At 67.5% G+C, this 18,273-nt stretch carries 16 protein-coding genes; 8 read left to right on the forward strand and 8 right to left on the reverse strand.

The genetic code is table 11. From position 1 onward, the window contains the following. Positions 1 to 6 precede the first annotated feature (6 nt). The 4 genes from A3Q7_RS0111205 to A3Q7_RS0111220 are packed head-to-tail and all read left to right on the forward strand — an operon-like array spanning position 7 to position 3,845. A complete protein-coding gene (locus tag A3Q7_RS0111205; protein WP_026224727.1) occupies positions 7 to 294 on the forward strand; it encodes an MSMEG_0570 family nitrogen starvation response protein in 288 nt (95 codons plus the stop codon). A gap of 19 nt (positions 295 to 313) precedes the next feature. After that, positions 314 to 1,582: an MSMEG_0569 family flavin-dependent oxidoreductase gene (locus A3Q7_RS0111210; protein ID WP_018411974.1), complete on the forward strand. Its 1,269-nt coding sequence runs from the start codon at positions 314 to 316 to the stop codon at positions 1,580 to 1,582. Then, positions 1,576 to 2,454: a Pnap_2097 family protein gene (locus tag A3Q7_RS0111215; RefSeq protein WP_051079133.1), complete on the forward strand. Its 879-nt coding sequence runs from the start codon at positions 1,576 to 1,578 to the stop codon at positions 2,452 to 2,454. The genes A3Q7_RS0111210 and A3Q7_RS0111215 overlap by 7 nt, the downstream gene beginning before the upstream one ends. Then, entirely contained in the window at positions 2,454 to 3,845 is a 1,392-nt protein-coding gene (locus tag A3Q7_RS0111220; RefSeq protein WP_018411976.1) for an aminotransferase-like domain-containing protein, read from the forward strand. The genes A3Q7_RS0111215 and A3Q7_RS0111220 overlap by 1 nt, the downstream gene beginning before the upstream one ends. 48 nt (positions 3,846 to 3,893) lie before the next feature. Here A3Q7_RS0111220 and ccoG read toward each other — a convergent pair whose 3' ends face one another. The 4 genes from ccoG to A3Q7_RS0111240 all read right to left on the reverse strand — a co-directional run bounded on the left by ccoG (position 3,894) and on the right by A3Q7_RS0111240 (position 8,903). Further along, positions 3,894 to 5,300: a cytochrome c oxidase accessory protein CcoG gene (gene ccoG, locus A3Q7_RS0111225; protein ID WP_018411977.1), complete on the reverse strand. Its 1,407-nt coding sequence runs from the start codon at positions 5,298 to 5,300 to the stop codon at positions 3,894 to 3,896. Positions 5,301 to 5,450: 150 nt separating this feature from the next. Further along, positions 5,451 to 6,884, reverse strand: coding sequence for an aminotransferase-like domain-containing protein (locus tag A3Q7_RS0111230; protein WP_018411978.1), 1,434 nt, complete (start codon positions 6,882 to 6,884; stop codon positions 5,451 to 5,453). Between the two features lie 50 nt (positions 6,885 to 6,934). After that, positions 6,935 to 7,471 (reverse strand): single-stranded DNA-binding protein, encoded by a 537-nt coding sequence (gene ssb, locus A3Q7_RS0111235; protein ID WP_026224729.1) that lies wholly within the window; start codon positions 7,469 to 7,471, stop codon positions 6,935 to 6,937. 85 nt (positions 7,472 to 7,556) lie between these two features. Then, a complete protein-coding gene (locus A3Q7_RS0111240; RefSeq protein WP_018411980.1) occupies positions 7,557 to 8,903 on the reverse strand; it encodes an MFS transporter in 1,347 nt (448 codons plus the stop codon). Between the two features lie 179 nt (positions 8,904 to 9,082). On the opposite strand from A3Q7_RS0111240, the gene uvrA reads away from it, so the two are divergent. Next, the gene (gene uvrA / locus A3Q7_RS0111245) at positions 9,083 to 11,923 is read left to right on the forward strand and encodes an excinuclease ABC subunit UvrA (protein WP_018411981.1); all 2,841 of its coding nucleotides are present in this window, start codon (positions 9,083 to 9,085) and stop codon (positions 11,921 to 11,923) included. Between the two features lie 162 nt (positions 11,924 to 12,085). On the opposite strand, the gene A3Q7_RS0111250 is transcribed toward uvrA, so the two are convergent. From A3Q7_RS0111250 to A3Q7_RS0111260, 3 genes are all read right to left on the reverse strand, one after another. Further along, positions 12,086 to 13,030, reverse strand: a complete 945-nt coding sequence (locus A3Q7_RS0111250; protein ID WP_018411982.1) for an IS110 family RNA-guided transposase — start codon at positions 13,028 to 13,030, stop codon at positions 12,086 to 12,088. A 423-nt stretch (positions 13,031 to 13,453) separates the two neighbouring features. Then, a complete protein-coding gene (locus A3Q7_RS0111255) occupies positions 13,454 to 14,119 on the reverse strand; it encodes a response regulator (RefSeq protein WP_026224730.1) in 666 nt (221 codons plus the stop codon). Continuing rightward, positions 14,116 to 15,603: a sensor histidine kinase gene (locus A3Q7_RS0111260; RefSeq protein ID WP_018411984.1), complete on the reverse strand. Its 1,488-nt coding sequence runs from the start codon at positions 15,601 to 15,603 to the stop codon at positions 14,116 to 14,118. The genes A3Q7_RS0111255 and A3Q7_RS0111260 overlap by 4 nt, the downstream gene beginning before the upstream one ends. Before the next feature lie 149 nt (positions 15,604 to 15,752). On the opposite strand from A3Q7_RS0111260, the gene A3Q7_RS0111265 reads away from it, so the two are divergent. After that, a complete protein-coding gene (locus tag A3Q7_RS0111265) occupies positions 15,753 to 15,947 on the forward strand; it encodes a DUF2970 domain-containing protein (RefSeq protein WP_018411985.1) in 195 nt (64 codons plus the stop codon). Here the strand turns inward: A3Q7_RS0111265 and A3Q7_RS0111270 are convergent. Then, positions 15,937 to 16,746, reverse strand: coding sequence for an IclR family transcriptional regulator (locus A3Q7_RS0111270; RefSeq protein ID WP_018411986.1), 810 nt, complete (start codon positions 16,744 to 16,746; stop codon positions 15,937 to 15,939). The genes A3Q7_RS0111265 and A3Q7_RS0111270 overlap by 11 nt on opposite strands. Before the next feature lie 165 nt (positions 16,747 to 16,911). On the opposite strand from A3Q7_RS0111270, the gene A3Q7_RS0111275 reads away from it, so the two are divergent. Together A3Q7_RS0111275 and A3Q7_RS0111280 are read left to right on the forward strand one after the other, a co-directional pair. After that, positions 16,912 to 17,577 carry a pyridoxamine 5'-phosphate oxidase family protein gene (locus A3Q7_RS0111275; protein ID WP_018411987.1) on the forward strand — a complete coding sequence of 222 codons (666 nt, stop codon included), beginning with the start codon at positions 16,912 to 16,914 and terminating at the stop codon, positions 17,575 to 17,577. Between the two features lie 109 nt (positions 17,578 to 17,686). Beyond that, a complete protein-coding gene (locus A3Q7_RS0111280) occupies positions 17,687 to 18,232 on the forward strand; it encodes a DUF1097 domain-containing protein (protein ID WP_018411988.1) in 546 nt (181 codons plus the stop codon). Positions 18,233 to 18,273: the final 41 nt, after the last annotated feature.

Genomic DNA, 18,273 nt, shown 5'->3' on the forward strand with positions numbered 1-18,273 from the left:
CCCACCATGCCCGCCATGCATTTCACTGTCCGCTGGCCGGACGCCAGCGAAACCCGCTGCTATTCGCCGTCGCTGGTGATCAAGGACTACTTCGCGCCGGGTACACGCTATCCGCTGCCGGCCTTCATGGCATCGGTACGCGAGGCGCTGCACATCGCATCCGAGCGCGTGCGCGCGAAATACGGCTTCGCCTGTTCGGCGGCCATGGACCAGCTCGCCGAACTGGAACAGCTCGCCGCCCGCTGGGGCGACGATCCGCAACAGCACATCGACCTGATCGCATTCGAAGAATGAGCGTCACGAGGAGACTGCAATGAACCCGCCCGAATCCATCCCCCATCTTCCGGTCATCATCGTCGGCGGCGGTCAGGCCGGCCTGTCGCTCAGCGCCTGCCTGCAGCAGCGCGGCATCGAGCATCTGGTGCTGGAGAAGCACAGCGCGATGCATGTGTGGCGCACCCAGCGCTGGGACAACTTCTGCCTGGTCACGCCGAACTGGCAGTGCGCGCTGCCCGGCCACCCTTACGACGGACCGGATCCGCACGGCTTCATGAAGAAGGACGAAATCGTGCGCTACCTCGACGCCTTCCGCGCCAAGGTCAATCCGCCGATGCGCGAGGGCGTGACGGTGCACCGCGTGACGCCGCGACCGGATGGCGGCTTCCATGTATCGACCTCGGTCGGCGAATGGACGGCCGGGCAGGTGGTGGTGGCGAGCGGCGGCTACCATGTGCCCATCGTGCCGCGCATGGCCGAGCGCCTGCCGGCCGCCATCGTGCAACTGCATTCCGAACAGTACCGCAGCGCCGATGCGCTGCCGCCCGGCGGCGTGCTGGTGGTGGGCTCGGGTCAGTCCGGCGCGCAGATTGCCGAGGATCTGCACCTGGCCGGTCGCGAGGTCCATCTGGCGGTGGGTGACGCACCGCGCTGCGCCCGCTTCTACCGTGGCCGCGACGTGGTCGACTGGCTGGCGGACATGGGCTACTACGACATGCCGGTCACCGCCCACCCGCTGCGCGAGGGCGTGCGCGACAACACCAATCACTATGTGACCGGTCGCGACGGCGGGCGCGACATCGACCTGCGGCGCTTCGCGCTGGAAGGCATGAAGCTGTACGGCCTGCTGCAGGATTTCCGCGACGGCCATCTGCGTTTCGCGCCCGGCCTCGGCGAGGCGCTGGATCACGCCGACCGCATCTACAACGGCATCAATGCCGCGATCGACAAGCACATCGCCGAGCGCGGCATCGCCGCACCGCCGCCCTCGGTGTATGAAGCCGTGTGGCGACCGGAGGGCGAAACCGCCGAACTCGATCCGCTGGCAGCCGGCATTGGCAGCATCATCTGGTGCATCGGCTTCTCGCCGGATTTCCGCTGGGTCGACGCACCGGTATTCAACGGCCGCGGCGACCCGGTGCACCTGCGCGGCGTGACGCAGCAGGCCGGCTTGTACTTCCTCGGTCTGCCCTGGCTGCATACCTGGGGTTCCGGCCGCTTCTCGGGCATCGCGCGCGATGCGCAGTATCTGTGCGAACAGATCGCGCAGCACGCGGCAAGCACGCGCGAGGTGGTCGCATGCTGATGGATGCGGCCGGACGGCTGCGCACCGCGCCGGCACTCGAACAATCGTACGTGGCGGGCATGCCCCAGCTCGGGCTGTACGGCCTGTCGGAAAACTGGCTGCTCAAGGAATGCGGCCATCTGCACTGGCTGTCCATCGCCCGCGCGCGCGGACAGGACGAGCCGGAGTTCGCCGACGCAGCCGGCCACAAGAGCTATGCCGCACTGACCGCGGTGCATCTGCGCGATGCGCGACTGGACCGGGTGGGCGAGCACACCCGCTTCGCGCTCGCGGTGCGCGCCCATGCGCCGGGCCGGGCCCAGCACTACAGCCGGCAGACGCTGCTGACCGGCGGCGCGCGGCAGGTCACGGTGGACATGCTGTCCGCCTTCATCCGTCGCGAACAGGCGGGCAATAACCGCAGCATCGTGAAGGCGCCGATGGACAGTCACGACGACGCGGCGGACGACGGCAACCTTGCCGATGCGGCGCTGTCACTGCAGGCGCGCGCCCGGCTGTTCCGCGCCGGCCAGTGCGTGCCGCGCATGGGGCTGTCGCCGGGCGCCGGCGCACTGCACTCGGTTACGCTGACGCCCTGCCCGCACGGCGACTTCAATGGCGCGGGCCTGCTGTACTTCGCCAGCTTCCAGTCGCTGGCCGACCGCGCCGAACTGGCGCTGTGCGGGCATCAGCCCGCGCGCACGGTCGAGCGGGAACTGTATTTCTACGGCAACATCGATCCGGGCGAATCCGTCGTGGTCGAACTGCTGGCGCAGCGCGACAGCGGAGAAGGCAGCGAGGGCGCCGAATTCGCGCACTGGTGGCGGCTGCGCCGCGTCGCCGACGGCTGCCGCATCGCCGACCTGATCACGCGCAAACGCAGAGTGGGCTGATGGACAAGACTTCGCAGATCTGGCTCAAACGCATACGGTCCAGCAACAAGCCGGCCTACCTGCTGATCGCCGACCTCATCGCCGAGGACGTGCGCAGCGGCCGGCTGAGCCCGCGCGACCGGCTGCCGGCGCTGCGCGACCTGGCCGATTATCTGGAACTGAACTACACGACGGTGGCGCGCGGCTATGCCGAAGCGCGCAAGCGCGGACTGATAGACACGCGCGCCGGCATGGGCACCTTCGTGCGCGGAGGCAGCCCGTCGATACGGCTGCGCGGCGGCAGTGCCGCCGAAATGACCATGAACCTGCCGCCGGAACCGGCCGACCCCGGCCTGCTCGCACATCTGCGCGAGAGCGCGGCGCACGTGATGACACAGTCGGACTGGCACGATCTGCTGCGTTACCAGGATTTCGGCGGCTCGCGCGAGGACCGCGCAGCCGGCGTGCAGTGGTTGCGGCGGCGCCTGCCGCTGTGCGCGGTCGAACGCGTGCTGGTGTGTCCCGGCATACACAGCGCGCTCACCGCGCTGGTATCCATGCTGGCCCGCCCCGGCGAGCTCATCTGCGTCGAATCACTGACCTATCCCGGCATCAAGGCGATCGCCGCACAGCTCGGCGTGCAGTTGCACGCGCTGCCGCTGGACGAGGACGGACCGCTGGTCGACGCCTTCGAACACGCCTGCCGCACCCTGAAGCCTCGAGCGCTTTACTGCAACCCGACGCTGCTCAATCCGACCACCGGCACGGTGACGCGGGCGCGGCGCGAGGCGCTGGCCGACGTGGCGCTGCGCTACGCGATTCCCGTCATCGAGGACGATGCCTACGCCATGCTGCCGGAGGAAACGCCAGCACCGCTCGCCACGCTGGCGCCCGCCCTCACCTACTACATCGGCGGCCTGTCCAAGTGCTTCGGCGCCGGGCTGCGCGCCGCCTGGGTGCACACGCCCGGACCGCGGCAGGCGGAAAGGCTGGCGGGCGCACTGCGCGCCACCACGGTGATGGCTTCGCCGGTCACCAGCGCACTGGCCACACAGTGGATACAGGATGGCACGGCCGATCGCATGCTGGACGCGATACGCGCCGAATCGGCCGCGCGGCAGAAGCTCGCCGTGCATCATCTGGGTAGCCATGCACTGCGCGCCCACCCGCACGGCTTCCACCTTTGGCTGCCACTGGGCGCCGACTGGTCCATGGTGGATTTCGCATCCAATCTGCGCGACCAGGGTGTGGCGGTGGTCGCCGCCGCCGCATTCAGCACCGACGGCACTCCGCCCGACGCGGTGCGCGTCTGTCTGGGTGGCCCGATGTCGCGCGAGGACTGCGACATCGCGCTGCGCCTGATCGCCGACACGCTGGAACATCCGGTACATCCGCACGCCAACGTGATGTGAGAGGGGCCGTGTCGCGTGGAGCGAAGCCGTGCAGCGCGCGGCAGGGCGTCACGGGAACAGGAAGCGGCTGCGCTCGCTCGCCCGCTCGTCCGGTCGCGCATGCGGCGCGACCGCGATGTCCAGCGGCTGCGCGCCGCGCAGCATGCCGTCGTCCGGGGCCGACACGGTGAGCCGCAGACTGGCCACGCTGTCGGCAGCGACGCGCAGGCGGTCATTGCCGACAATGGTCGCCCCCGGCACGCCCTCGACCTGCGCGACATACTCGACCTCGTCGCGCGTCAGGTTGGCCACCTTGAGCACATAGGCATTCTCGATGCGGCCATCGGCGGTTTCGCGCATCAGCACGCCACGGTCGCGCAGCACATCCAGCCGCACCTCGGGACGCGTCGCGATCTGCCATGCGCCAAGCGCGCCGAACAGCAGCAGCAATGCCGCATACAGCGCAACGCGCGGCCGCAATATTGCCGCTGTGCGCCCCGCCAGTTCGCGCTCCGATGCGTAGCGGATGAGTCCGCGCGCGCGGCCGACCTTGTCCATCACCGTGTCGCAGGCGTCGATGCACAGACCGCAGTTGATGCAGGCGTACTGGGTGCCGTCGCGGATGTCGATGCCGGTCGGACAGACCTGCACGCAGATCGTGCAGTCCACACAGTCGCCGGCGCCAGCGCCGGCACTGCGCGCATGCGCGCGCGGCTCGCCACGCCGGCTGTCATAGCCGACCTGGCGCGTGTGCGCGTCGGTCATCACGCCCTGGAAGCGCGCGTACGGGCACATGTGCTGACATACCGCCTCGCGCGCGAAGCCAGCCTGCACATAGGTGAAGCTGGCGTAGAAGATGAGCCAGAAGCCTTCCCACATGCCCATATTCCACGTGCCCAGACGCGGCAGCAGATCGCGTATCGGTGTGAAGTAGCCGACGAAGGTGATGGCGGTCCACGCCGCCAGCGCCCACCAGAGCGCGTGCTTGGCGCCCTTGAGCGCGATCTTGCGCGGTCGCCAGGGCGCCGCATCCAGCGCGCGCCGCGCCGCCGGCTTGCCTTCGATGCGCGCCTCGATCCAGGTGAACATCATGGTGTACACCGTCTGCGGACAGGCGAAGCCGCAGAACAGCCGCCCCGCCAGCGCCGTCACGAAGAACAGCGCCAGCGCGGCAACGATGAGCACGAAGGCGAACAGCAGCGCGTCCTGCGGCCACAGCACATGGTCGAACACATAGAGCCGTTCGTGCGGAATGTCCATCCACAGCGCCGGCCGCACCGTGTCGCCGTCGCGCCAGGTCAGCCACACGCCGCCGTAGAACACGAGCTGGGTAAGCCACACCATGGCCCAGCGCAAGGTATTGAAGCGACCGCCCACCGCGCGCGCATGCACGCTGTCCGGCCGGGGATGGAAAGTGAGCGGCATGGCGCGAACCGCGCCCGTGGCGCCGCCCGTCAGCGTCGTATCGGTGCTCATCTGCAGGCTCCGGAATGGGATGCCGGCAGTACACCTGCCACCCGAAAACAGGAACAGATTCAGCGCAATTGAATCATGACAGGCACAGATGGACCTTGCCGCACCGGTGCTCCACGGCCGGGCGCCTTTCCGGACGCCCGCGCACGGGTTTCATCGGGCGACGCCATCGTCGCGCATGCCTTGCATCACCAGATCGGCCAGGTCGCGCACCGCATTCCGCCGCGCATCCGTATCCGGATGCCCGAAATTCAGCCGCACGAAATTCCGGAATTCCCTCTGCGCAGAAAACATGGGCCCGGGCGCGATGCTGATGCCCTGCGCGAGCGCCTGCCGGTGCAGTGCCAGCGTGTCGCAGCCTTCCGGCAGTTCCAGCCACAGGAAGTAGCCGCCTCCGGGTAGCGCGAGACGGGTATCCGGCGGAAAACAGGCTTCGATATCGGCGAGCAGCGCGGCAAGCCAGGTGCGCAGGGTGAGGCGCAGCGCGCGCAGATGGCGGTCGTAGCCGCCCTGCTTCAGATAGTCCGCCAATGCGTGCTGCTGGGCGACCGGGGTGGCAAGACTGAATGACAGCTTCTGCCGGCGGATCGCGTCGGCGTAGCGGCCGGCGGCGACCCAGCCGATGCGGAAGCCGGGCGCCAGGCATTTCGAGAACGACGACACATGCATGACGCGGCCGGCGCGGTCCAGCGCCTTGCTGCACAGAGGCGGCTGTTCGCCGTGGTGCAGTTCGGCGTAGACGTCGTCCTCGATCAGCGGCACATCGTGGCGCTCCAGCAATTCGATCAGCGTGCGGCGACTGTCGTCGGGCACGCAGGCGCCGGTGGGATTGGCATAATTCAGCATGAACAGGCAGGCGCGCACCGGATGTCTGGCGAGCAGTTGTTCCAGCGCCGACAGGTTCACCCCGGTACGCGGATGGCTGGGCACTTCCACTACCTTGAGCCCCAGCCGCTCCGCGGCCTGCAGACCGGCGTAGAAGGTAGGCGATTCGACCGCGATCAGGTCACCCGGACGGGTGACCGCCTGCAGGCACAGGTTGAGCGCCTCCATCGCGCCATGGGTGATGATGATGTCGTCGGGCGACACCTGCGCCCCGAGCCCGAGGTAGCGCAGCGCGATGAGCCGGCGCAGCTCCGGGTGACCGGGCGGCAGATCGGTCAGCGTGTCCTGCGGCCGGGCGCGGCGCGCGGCGGCGGCCAGGCAACGGCCGAGCCGGTCGAGCGGAAACAGCGCCGGCGAAGGAAAGCTCGACCCCAGCGGCACCACCGCCGGATCGCGCACGCTGTCCAGGATCTCGAAAATGAAGTCGCTCACCTGCAGCGCGCTGGAACGCCGTCCGGGTGCGGTCATGGCGGGCTCCGGCAGCGCATGCCCGAGGCGCGCCCGCACATAGAAGCCGGAACGCGGCCGCGCCTCGATCAGGCCCCGGCTTTCCAGCAGCGCATACGCCTGGGTGACTGTGATCGGCGCCACGCCGTGCGCCTGGCACACCTGCCGCACCGAAGGCAGGCGATCGCCCGGGCGCAGCACGCCGTCAGCGATCTGCCGCGCGGTGCGCTCGGCGAGGTCCTGGTAGAGGGTCATGGCAAATGAAAACGGCGCCCCTGAGGGCGCCGCTCGCTTTCCTGGCCCGCTCAGAACGGAATGTCGTCGTCCATGCCGCCGAAGCCACCACCCGTCGAAGCGGGCGGTGCCGACGGCGCGCTCTGCGGGCGGGTGGGCGCCTGGCGCGGAGCCGACTGGCGCGGCGGCGCGGACTGGTCGAAATCGTCGCCGCCATATCCGCCACTGCCACCGCCACCACTGTAACCGCCGCCTTCGCCACCGCCGGACCCCTGCCGGCTGCCCAGCATCTGCATCTGGTCGGCGCGGATTTCCGTGGTGTAGCGGTCCTGTCCTTCCTTGTCCTGCCACTTGCGCGTGCGCAGCGAGCCCTCGACATACACCGGCGAGCCCTTGCGCAGATACTGGCCGGCGATTTCCGCCAGCCGGCCGTAGAAGCTGATGCGGTGCCACTCCGTCTGTTCCTTGCGCTCGCCGGTCTGCTTGTCCTTCCAGCTGTCGGTGGTGGCCACCGTGATATTGCAGATCGCGTCGCCATTCGGCGCGTAACGGGTTTCCGGATCGCGGCCCAGGTTGCCGACGATGATCACCTTGTTGACTGAAGCCATGGGTTCCTCCCGCAGATTGCTGTATTTCGAGATTGTAGCGGCGGAGCGCGCCGGGCAGGCGCATTCCATTATTCCATATGGATGATCACGCTGTCGCTGCCGCATCCAGCAGCCGGCGCATGCCTTCTTCGTCCCACATTTCCAGATTGACCTTCAGGTAGGCCATGCGTCGGTCCTTCTCGACACTGGCTTCGCGCACGCCCGGCAGTTCGAGCAGGCGGTCGCGCAACCAGTCGAGGTCGACATGATCGCCTATTGCGTACTCGCGCAGTGCGACCACCGGCGGCGCCTGCATGCTGCGCGCCCACAGCCACCAGACGACGGCCAGCGCCAGGCAGAACGCGAACACGCCGCCGGCGCCAAAGCGCAGCGCGATGGCCCCGCCTATCGCACTGCCGGTGGCCGCACCCATGGACTGCGCGGTGTTGAACACCCCGAGCGCCGCCCCCTTGGCCGCGGGCGGCGCGATGCGCGACACCAGCGACGGCAGCAGGGCTTCCAGCAGATTGAAGGCCGCGAAGAACACGAACAGGCCGCCCACAACCATCCACGCGCGGTCCGGCTGCAGCAGGAAAATGATCTGCGAGGCGATCAGGATGACGATGGAGGCCAGGAACAGCGGCTTCATGCGCGCACGCTTCTCGGCCCAGATGATGGCCGGCACCATGACGACGAAGCTGGCGAGCACGATGGGCAGATAGAGCGTCCAGTGGCGGCTGACCGGAATGTGCATCAGCTCGACCAGAGCCAGCGGCACGAGCAGGAACATGGCCATCTGCACCATGTGCACCGTGAACATGCCGAAGTTCAAGCGCATGAGCTGGCCGTCGGCGATCACCCGGGCAAACGGCGTGGGTTGCACCGCCGGCGCGTGGTCCGGGTCCGGCACCACCTTGAGCAGCACCGGAATGGCCAGCAGCGCCAGCACGGCGATGAACAGGAACATGCCGTCCATGCCCACCCAGCCATACAGCGCCGGCGACAGCACCAGCGAACCGGCGAAAACCAGGCCTATGGTGGAACCGATCATCGCCATCACCTTGGTGCGGTGCTGATCGCGCACCAGATCGGCGGCCAGCGCGGTCACCGCAGCCGAAATGGCGCCGGTACCCTGCAGCACGCGCGCGGCAATCATCCAGTGGATATCCGGCGCCCACATGGCCATCAGGCTGCCGGCCGCATACAGCAGCAGGCCGGACACGATGACCGGCTTGCGCCCGAAGCGGTCGGACGCGATCCCGAACGGAATCTGCATCACCGCCTGCGACAGGCCGAACACACCGAACGCCAGCCCGGCGAGGAAGATGTTGTCGCCACCCGGCAGCGTGCGCGCGAACACCGAAAACACCGGCAGCACCAGGAACAGGCCCAGCATGCGCAGGGCGAGTATGAAGGCAAGCGCAACGCCCGCACGCCGTTCGGCTGCGGTCATGCGGTCAGAGATCGGGGAAGTCATGGCGGGACGGCGAAGGAACCGCCGGATTCTAGCAAAGCCGCAGCCACTGCCACGGCCTCTCGCTCATTGCCTCGTCGTCCCGGGCGGTGGCCAGCCCTCGCAATTCGCCCGGAAATGGGTTCTCATACCCGGTTTGCCCTGCCACCGGCCGGACCATGGACTGGATACGCATACGCGGTGCGCGCACCCACAACCTGAAGAACGTCAATATCGACATTCCGCGTGACCGCCTGACGGTGATCACCGGGCTGTCCGGTTCCGGCAAGAGCTCGCTCGCCTTCGACACGCTGTACGCCGAGGGCCAGCGCCGCTACGTCGAATCCCTGTCCGCCTACGCGCGGCAGTTCCTGCAGTTGATGGAAAAGCCGGACGTGGACCTGATCGAAGGCCTGTCGCCGGCGATTTCCATCGAACAGAAGGCCACCAGCCACAACCCGCGCTCCACCGTCGGCACGGTGACCGAAATCCACGACTATCTGCGCCTGCTGTTCGCTCGGGTCGGTACGCCGCATTGCCCGGAACACGGCGCGCCGCTGGCCGCGCAAAGCGTGTCGCAGATGGTGGACGCGGTGCTGGCACTGCCGGAGGACACACGGGTGGCCATCCTTGCGCCGGTGGTGAGCGAGCGCAAGGGCGAACAGGCGGAACTGATCGCCGACCTGCGCTCGCGCGGCTTCGTGCGGGTGCGGCTGGATGGCGACATGCGCGACATCGATTCGCTGCCGCGCCTGGACAAGAACATCAAGCACTCGATCGATGTCGTGGTTGACCGGCTCAAGGTGCGCGCCGACGCGCGCCAGCGTCTGGCCGAATCGATCGAGACGGCGCTGCAGCAGGCGGAAGGCCGCGCCATCGCGCTGGACATGGACAGCGGCGCCGAACAGCTCTTTTCCGCCCGCTTCGCCTGCCCGGTGTGCGGCCACAGCGTGGCCGAACTGGAACCGCGCCTGTTCTCGTTCAACAACCCGGCGGGCGCCTGCCACACCTGCGACGGCCTGGGCATGGTGACTTTCTTCGATCCGGCACGCATCGTTGCCCACCCGCACCTGTCGCTCGCCTCCGGCGCGATCCGCGGCTGGGACCGGCGCAACCAGTTCTATTTCCAGTTGCTGGCCAGCCTCGCCAGTCACTACAAGTTCGATGTCGAAGCGCCGTGGGAGCAGCTCGACCCCGGGCTGCAGGACATCGTGCTCAATGGCTCCGGCCGCGACCGCATCGCCTTCCGCTACCTGTCGGATACCGGCCGCACGACGGTGCGCGAGCATGCCTTCGAAGGCGTGGTGCCCAATCTCGAGCGGCGCTATCGCGAAACCGACTCGGTGGTGGTGCGCGAGGAACTGGGCAAGTACCGCAACACCAAGGTGTGCCCGGACTGCCAGGGCACGCGGCTGCGCTCCGACGCGCGCCACGTGAAAGTGGCCGGCCACACGCTGCCGCAGATCGCCAGCCTGCCCTTGCGCGAATGCAAGGCGGTATTCGACCGGCTGGAACTGGATGGCGCGCGCGCCGCGATCGCCGCCCGCATCATGCGCGAAATCTCGTCGCGCCTCGGTTTCCTGATCGACGTCGGCCTGGATTACCTCAGTCTGGACCGTTCGGCGGAAACGCTGTCCGGCGGCGAGGCGCAGCGCATACGCCTGGCCAGCCAGATCGGTTCCGGCCTGACCGGCGTCATGTACGTGCTGGACGAACCGTCCATCGGCCTGCACCAGCGCGACAATGCGCGCCTGCTCGGTACACTGAACACGCTGCGCGATCTCGGCAATACGGTGGTGGTGGTCGAGCACGACCAGGAAGCCATCGAAATGGCCGACCACGTGGTCGACATGGGCCCGGGCGCCGGCCAGCACGGCGGCCAGGTGATCGCGCAGGGTACGCCGGCCGACATCGAAGCATCGGAAGACAGCCTGACCGGCGCCTACCTGTCCGGCCGCAAACAGATCGAAGTACCCAAGAAGCGCACCCAGCCGACGGAGGCCTGGCTGCACGTGCGCGGCGCGCGCGGCAACAATCTGCGCGGCGTCGACGCCGCGATCCCGCTCGGCCTCATCACCTGCGTGACCGGCGTATCCGGTTCCGGCAAGTCCACACTGATCAACGACACGCTGTACGCGGCGGCGGCCCATCACCTGTATGGTTCGGCGGCGCTGCCCGCGGCGCACGACGCGATCGATGGGCTGGAACAGTTCGACAAGGTGATCAATGTCGACCAGTCGCCGATCGGCCGCACGCCGCGCTCCAACCCGGCCACCTACACCGGCCTGCTGACGCCGATACGCGAACTGTTCGCCGGTACCCCGGAAGCGCGCTCGCGCGGTTACGGCGCCGGACGCTTCTCGTTCAATGTGAAGGGCGGGCGCTGCGAGGCCTGCCAGGGTGACGGCCTGGTGCGTGTCGAAATGCACTTCCTGCCCGATGTGTTCGTGCCGTGCGACGTGTGCAACGGAAAGCGCTACAACCGCGAAACGCTGGACATCCGCTACAAGGGCAGGACCATTCACGACGTGCTCAGCATGACGGTGAACGAGGCGCGCGAATTCTTCGCCGCGGTACCGACCGTCGCGCGCAAACTGGAAACACTGGTCGAGGTCGGGCTGGGCTATATCGGCCTGGGCCAGAGCGCCACCACGCTGTCCGGTGGCGAAGCGCAGCGCGTGAAGCTGGCGCTGGAACTGTCCAAGCGCGACACCGGACGCACGCTCTACATCCTCGACGAGCCGACCACCGGTCTGCATTTCCACGATGTCGACATGCTGCTCGGCGTGCTGTACCGGCTGCGCGACGCCGGCAACACCATCGTCGTGATCGAACACAATCTGGACGTGATCAAGACCGCCGACTGGCTGATCGATCTCGGGCCGGAAGGCGGCGCCGGAGGCGGACAGATCATCGCCGCCGGCACACCGGAACAGGTCGCCGCGGAAGAGCGTTCGCACACCGGCCTCTACCTCGCCCCACTGCTCAAGCCGCGCAAGGCCTCCGCTCGAAGGAAATAGGCGGCCTTGTGCGCAAGCGGAGCCGGGGTTGGTGGTGCGGGCTTGCCCGCGATTGCAACCTTGAACGAAGCCGGCGGCCGGCATGCGCCGCATCGCGGCCAGAGGCCGCTCCCACAACAGTTCGCCCGAACCGGCATCGGAGCCGGGGTTTGGTGGGAGATTCTATGTTCGGCCGCAAGCGTTTTCGTGTTGTTTCGGGACATAGTCGGCCGCGTTCTTCATCACAGAGAAGGCAACGCGAGCGAGTTTTCTTGCCAGCGCAACCAGCGCCTGGGTGCGGCTGAATCCGCGCTGGAGCATGCGCTGGTAGAACGGCTGCCAGGTCGTGGATCTGCTGGCCGCCATGGCGGCGTTGTAGAGCAGGCGGCGCATCTCCGAGTCCCCCTTCTTGCTCAGCGCACGGCGTCCGGTCTTCTTGCCCGAATCGCGCACGCTGACGTCCATGCCAAGGAAGGCGATGAAGGCGTCCGCACCGCTGAAGGCAGCGCGATGGAACACCGCGCACAGGCCGGCGGCGGTGAGCGCGCCGACGCCTTCGATCTTCAGGATGCGCCGGTACGGTTCAGTCCATCCGCTCTCGTTGATCAGCGAGGCGATGCGCTGTTCGAACCGTTTGATCAAGGCGGTGAGCCGCGCGAGAGCCACACGCACTTCGCGACCAAAGCCGGGCAGATCTTCCATGCTCTGACGGATGCGACCCAGGCTGCGTACCACGGTTGCGCGACGACGCAGCAGGCTGCGCAGTTCGGTGACCGCGGGCGCCGGGAGCGAGAACGGGCGCAGATCCGTGCCCTCGTGCGCGAGGTAGCGGGCGATCAGGCGTGCGTCGTGCCGATCGGTCTTGGCGCGCTGGCCCACGGTGTCGCGGTACCTGGACAGCTTGAAGCCGTCGATCAGAAACACCTGATGCCCGGCCTTGATGAGCAACTTGACGAGCGTGCAGTGATAGCTGCCGGTCGATTCGCAGGCGATGCGCTGGGCACCTCTGGGCAGCGTGCGCAACCAGCCGCGGATGGCCGCAGCGGTGTTGTCGACGCGCGTTACCTGCGCGCTGGGATGCTCGGCGATGTCCAGCCAGTGCTTGGAGACGTCGATGCCAAAGCACACTGCCTCGTTCTGACTTGTCACGATGGGATCCTCCAGACTAAGGTTCAAAAGGCTTGTCGGGATTCACCACAGCACTGGCTTGCAGGGTATGGACGGTACCGCGGTCACGGTCCGTGTCGGATCCTGATCGGTGCTTGGGTGAGGGCGGGACATCTCTCCCACTGTCTGTACGTGCTTGCCGTCAGATCCGGACTGGGTCCCTCCGCCCGACAAGCTATTCCTACGCTTGCCACGGCAGAACATACAAGCGGGCTTGCCCGCGATGCGGCCTTGAACGAAGCCGGGCGGCCTGCATCCGCCGCATCGCGGCCAGAGGCCGCTCCACAACAGCTCGCCCGAACCGCGAACGCAGCGGGTTTGCGTAGGAGCGAGCGCAGCTCGCGATTCCACCCTCGAACGAAGCCCGCGGCCGTTCGATGCCGCTCAATCCAGCAGTTTGAACTGGCGCGCGGCGTGCATCAGCTCGATGTCGGTGGACACCCCGAGCTTGGCCTTGATCTGGTAATGGATATTGAGCACGGTCTTCAGGCTCAGATGCAGCGATTCGGCGATGTCTTCACGCGAGCGGGCAGCGATGAGCATGCGCAGGATTTCGAATTCGCGCGCGCTGAGCGAAGCCAGCGCATTGCGTCCTGAACCGCCGGCACGGCGCAGCGACGCCAGCTCGGCCTGCACATCGGGACTGAGCGTCTGGCGCCGGGCGTGCACCGCGCGTATCGCCTGCACCAGCAGTTCCGGCGGCGAACTTTTCGTGATGTAGCCGAGCGCGCCGGATTCCAGCGCCTTTTCGACGAAGGTCGCGTCGCGATGCATGGTGAATACCAGCACGCGCGCGTCGCGGTCGCGCGCGACGATGCGCTGCAGCGCCTGGATGCCGCTCACACCGGGCAAGGTGATATCCATCACCACCAGATCCGGCGCCAGATCGGCGTACAGCCGGTAGGCCTCCTCGCCGGAGCCGGCCTCGGCGACGATGTGCAATGGCGGATGGCGTTCAATCAAGCGGCGGTAGCCTTCCCGCACCACCGCGTGATCGTCGACCAGCAGGATGCCTATGCGGGCGTCGGCCGGCGGTGGAAAGCCGTTCATGCCGCCTCCGCGTGCGCAGCGAGGCGCCACGGCACTTCGATATCCACCACCAGTCCCTGCGGCTCGCGCGCCGACAGCCGCACGCGCCCACCGAGCGCCACCACCCGCTCCTTCACGCCTATCAGTCCAAAGCCGCCGGGGCCGCTCCGCTTCACCGGCAGATGCGGCCCGCGCACGATGCCGTCGTCGATCACGCGCAGGCGGATGTCGTCGCTGTCGGCGCGCCGTTCCAGTTTCACCTCGACCGCCGTCGCGCCGGAGTGCTTGGCCGCATTGGTCAGGCACTCCTGCACGATGCGGTACAGATTGATCGCGATGTCGTCCGGCAGATCGCCGAAGTCGCCGTCGACATCGAGCATGTAACGGCAGCGTCCGCGCGCCTGGGCATCCCACATGCGCACCATGCGATCCAGCCCGGCGATCAGGCCGTATTCATCCAGCCCGACCGGCCGCAACTGGCGCAGGATGCCGTGCAGCGATTCCATCATGCGGCTCACCGTGCGCGCGATGGCCGCGCCGCTGGCTCGCAGCGCGGGCTTCTGCGGCAGGGGCTGATCCGATTCGTCAACGATGCAGGCGGCTTCGGCACTGATCGACGCCAGGCTCTGGCCGAATTCATCGTGCAGTTCGCGCGCCAACCGGCGACGCTCGCCCTCCTGCACCGTCAGCAGCATCTGCGCGAGTCGCTGCTGTTCATGCGTCTTCTGCTGCAGATTGCCGGCCATGGCATTGAACACCGAGCCGATGCGGTCGAATTCGGCCAGTTCGAACGGCGGCAGACGCGCACCGAGGTCGCCGCGCTCGAGCTGGGCCAGGCCCTCCATCACCGCCGAGGCGGGGCGCAAGGCACGACTGATGGACAGATAGATGAGCAGATTGAAGGCAAGCACCGCGAGCGCCGCGCCGCCCAGCAGACCGGTGATTTCCTGCCATACCGCGCCGCTTTCGCGATCGGCGTCCACGCGTATCAGCACCTCGCCCATCTTGAGCCCCGGTGCGCGCCCCACGTCCAGGCCGACACCGTACGGCTGATACCACAGCACGCGGCGCCCCACCCGCACGCCCGGTGCGCCGGACGTGTCCGCATCGGCGCCGCGATCGATGCGGCGGTTCAGCATGTAGCGGATCAGTTCGCGGAACCAGGCCGGCGCGTACTCACCGTTGCGCGCAACATCCTGGTTGCAGCTGTTGGCCGACAGCTGCCCGTCGAGATCGAAATACTGCACGCACAGCCGCGTCACCTCGGAAAACTCGGCGAAGCGCGACAGGTCGGGTTTGCCGATGTTCAGCTCCAGACCGCTCAACTGGCGCGACATCTGGTCGGTGATGAGGCGCGACACGAGGTCGGCATTGCGCACCGCCTCGGCCTGCAGGCGCGAGGTGGTGCGCCAGATCAGGGCAGCGGACGCGAGCGCGCCGATCACCACCGCCAGCAGCGTGATGCGCACCATGAGCGTGAGTTTGAGATTGGTGCCGCGCGTCATGAAGCGGATTCTATCCGTCACCGGCAGGCAACTTGCCCGCGACGCGACGACACTCGCCCACTGTGCCGGCTGGCACCCGTCCTGTCTGTGACTGTGCAGCGCACGCCGCGGTCGCCACGATGTCCACGCCACACAGGAGGACATCACACATGCCGTCGCACCGCTCCACGCCCTGGCGCATCGCCACCACCATCTTCTGGAGCTTCTTCGGCGTACGCCGGCGCAGCGATCACGATCAGGACACCTTCCGGCTCACGCCGTTGCAGATCATCGCCGGCGCGGTGATCGGCGTCGCGCTGTTCGTCGGCACTCTGCTCGCCGTGGTGCACCTCATCACCCGCTGACCGGCAGATCGAACAGACGGGCCGCGATGCGGGCGGCGGCCGCTTCCATGCGCGCGCGGCATTCGGCACGAGCCGCCACGTCCAGCCAGGCGCTGATGAAGGTGGTGCCGATGCCGGCGACCGGATAGCCGGCCGGATCGCAGATCGGCACACCCATGCCGCTGGTGCTGCGGTCCAGCACCATGCCGTCGAAACAGCTCCAGCCTTCGCGCAGCGCGTGCTCAATGGCTTCGCGATGCTTCAATTCGTCATAGCGTTCCACCCGGTGATAGCGCGACAGATTGATGAGCACGATCTCCCGCACCTCGTCCTCGGGCAGGCGCGACATGATGGCGATACAGCTCTGCGTGATGCCGAAGGCGGTGCGCAGCCCGACGTCACCGCGGCCGACCTGGATTTCCGAACGCGGGTCATAGCGGCCGATGCACACGCTGTCCAGCCCGCTGCGCATGTTGAGGAACACCACCTGTCCCAGCGTTTCGGCCAGCGCGCCCAGTTCGGTCGCGGCCACGCGCTCTATCGGCAGGCGACTGATGGCCGAATAGCCGAGCGCGGCCAGATCGCGGCCGAGATTGAAGCGCTGCGTGAGCGGATCGCGTTCCACCCATCCCATGCCGACCAGCATGTCGAGCACGCGGTGTATGGTGGCGCGCGGCAGGCCGGTGCGCGCCACCAGATCGGTGAGTGCGCAGCCACGGCGCGAGCCGCGCGCGATCGTGGTGATGAGCAGACGGGCGCGGTGCAGGCTGCCGGCCGGCGTCTGCGCCTCGCGGCAGACAGCATCGCTGCGAGCGCTCATGTGAACGGGCTCCACGGTCCAGTCGTCGTCCGGCTGTCCGTTATCCGGACAGCTATGTGAGGCGCGCCGGTTGCAGCACGCTGGTGCGAACACTAGCATCCTCACCACAGAACAAAAGCACCCTGTCCGGAATACGGACAGCTTTCGCGACCCAGGAGGAGACTCATGAGCATGCTGTACGGCGCCGAACACCGCGCATTGCAGGACCAGTTCGACATGCGGCCGCTGGCCGACCGGGTCGAACAGTTCATCGTGCACCCGGTCATCCAGCCGGAACATCGCGCCTTCATCGAATCGCGCGACTTCTTCTTTCTCACCACCATCGATCATCGCGGCTACCCGACGGTGTCGCACAAGGGCGGCAACCCGGGCTTCGTCCGCGTACTCGACGACGCCACGCTCGCCTTCCCCAGCCTGGATGGCAACGGCATGTTCCTGTCCATGGGCAATATCCAGGGCAACCCCAAGGTGGGCATGCTGTTCATCGATTTCGAGACACCGCATCGCGTACGCGTGCACGGCGAGGCGACGGTGAGCCGGGACGATGCGCTGCTGCGCGACGGGCACCCGGGTTTCACCGGCGCCGAACTGGTGGTGCGCGTGAAGCTGAGCGAAATCTTCATCAACTGTCCGCGCTACATCCATCGCTACCAGCGCATCGAAAGTGCCAGACATGTCCCGCAGGCGGATTGCCCGACCCCGCCGCCGCAGTGGAAGCGCATCGACGGTCTGCAGGACGCGCTGCCCGAGCGTGATCGCCATATCGGCAAGGAGATGGGCCTGATCACGCCCGACGAATACGCCGCGCTGGTGCAGCAGGGCCGCGCCTGAGCCGGCGGCCGCCGCCGCTTCCTTCTCCCTCCTCTGCCGCCTGAACGCATGCAGCCCGTGAACGGGCCGCAGGGGCGTTTTCGCGCCTGCGCATCGAAAGGATATCGCCATGCATCTGCTCAAGCCCTTCCCCGCGCTGGTATGTGCCAATGTCGTACTGGCAACGCTCATGACAGGGGCGATGCAGACCTTGCCGCTGCCGATGTGGACCATGGTGATCGCCTGGGCGTGCTTCTTCCATCTTGGCGGCGGCGACCGGCCACCCGCCGCGCTGGCAGCCGTTCTCGCGCACGCGGCATTCGGCGTGTTCACCGGCTGGCTCGCCGCGCTTGCCGTGCTGTTCAACCCCACGTCCTTGCCGCTCACGCTGTGGTTACCCGCGGTGATCGGTGTCGCGGTGGGTGCGATGAGCCTGGCGTCCGGCTGGTCGCGGCTCGCGGTGCTGCCGGTGTGCGTGTATGGCTTCGCGGCCAACTGGGCCTATCTGGACGTACCTGGCCGCTTCGATCCGGCCGTGCTCACGACATTGCGCGGTGACAACGTGATGGTGGCGCTGCCCGCCGCGCTGCTGATCGGCTGCCTGTTCGGCTGGGCCAATGCGCGGCTGATTGCGCTGCTGCGCGCACGCGCCGGTTCCGATCGGCTGATGACATGAGCACGGGCCGGCATCGACATACCTTCGCCACACATAAGGCA

The sequence above is a fragment of the Methyloversatilis thermotolerans genome, from assembly GCF_000372885.1.
Taxonomy (GTDB): domain Bacteria; phylum Pseudomonadota; class Gammaproteobacteria; order Burkholderiales; family Rhodocyclaceae; genus Methyloversatilis; species Methyloversatilis thermotolerans.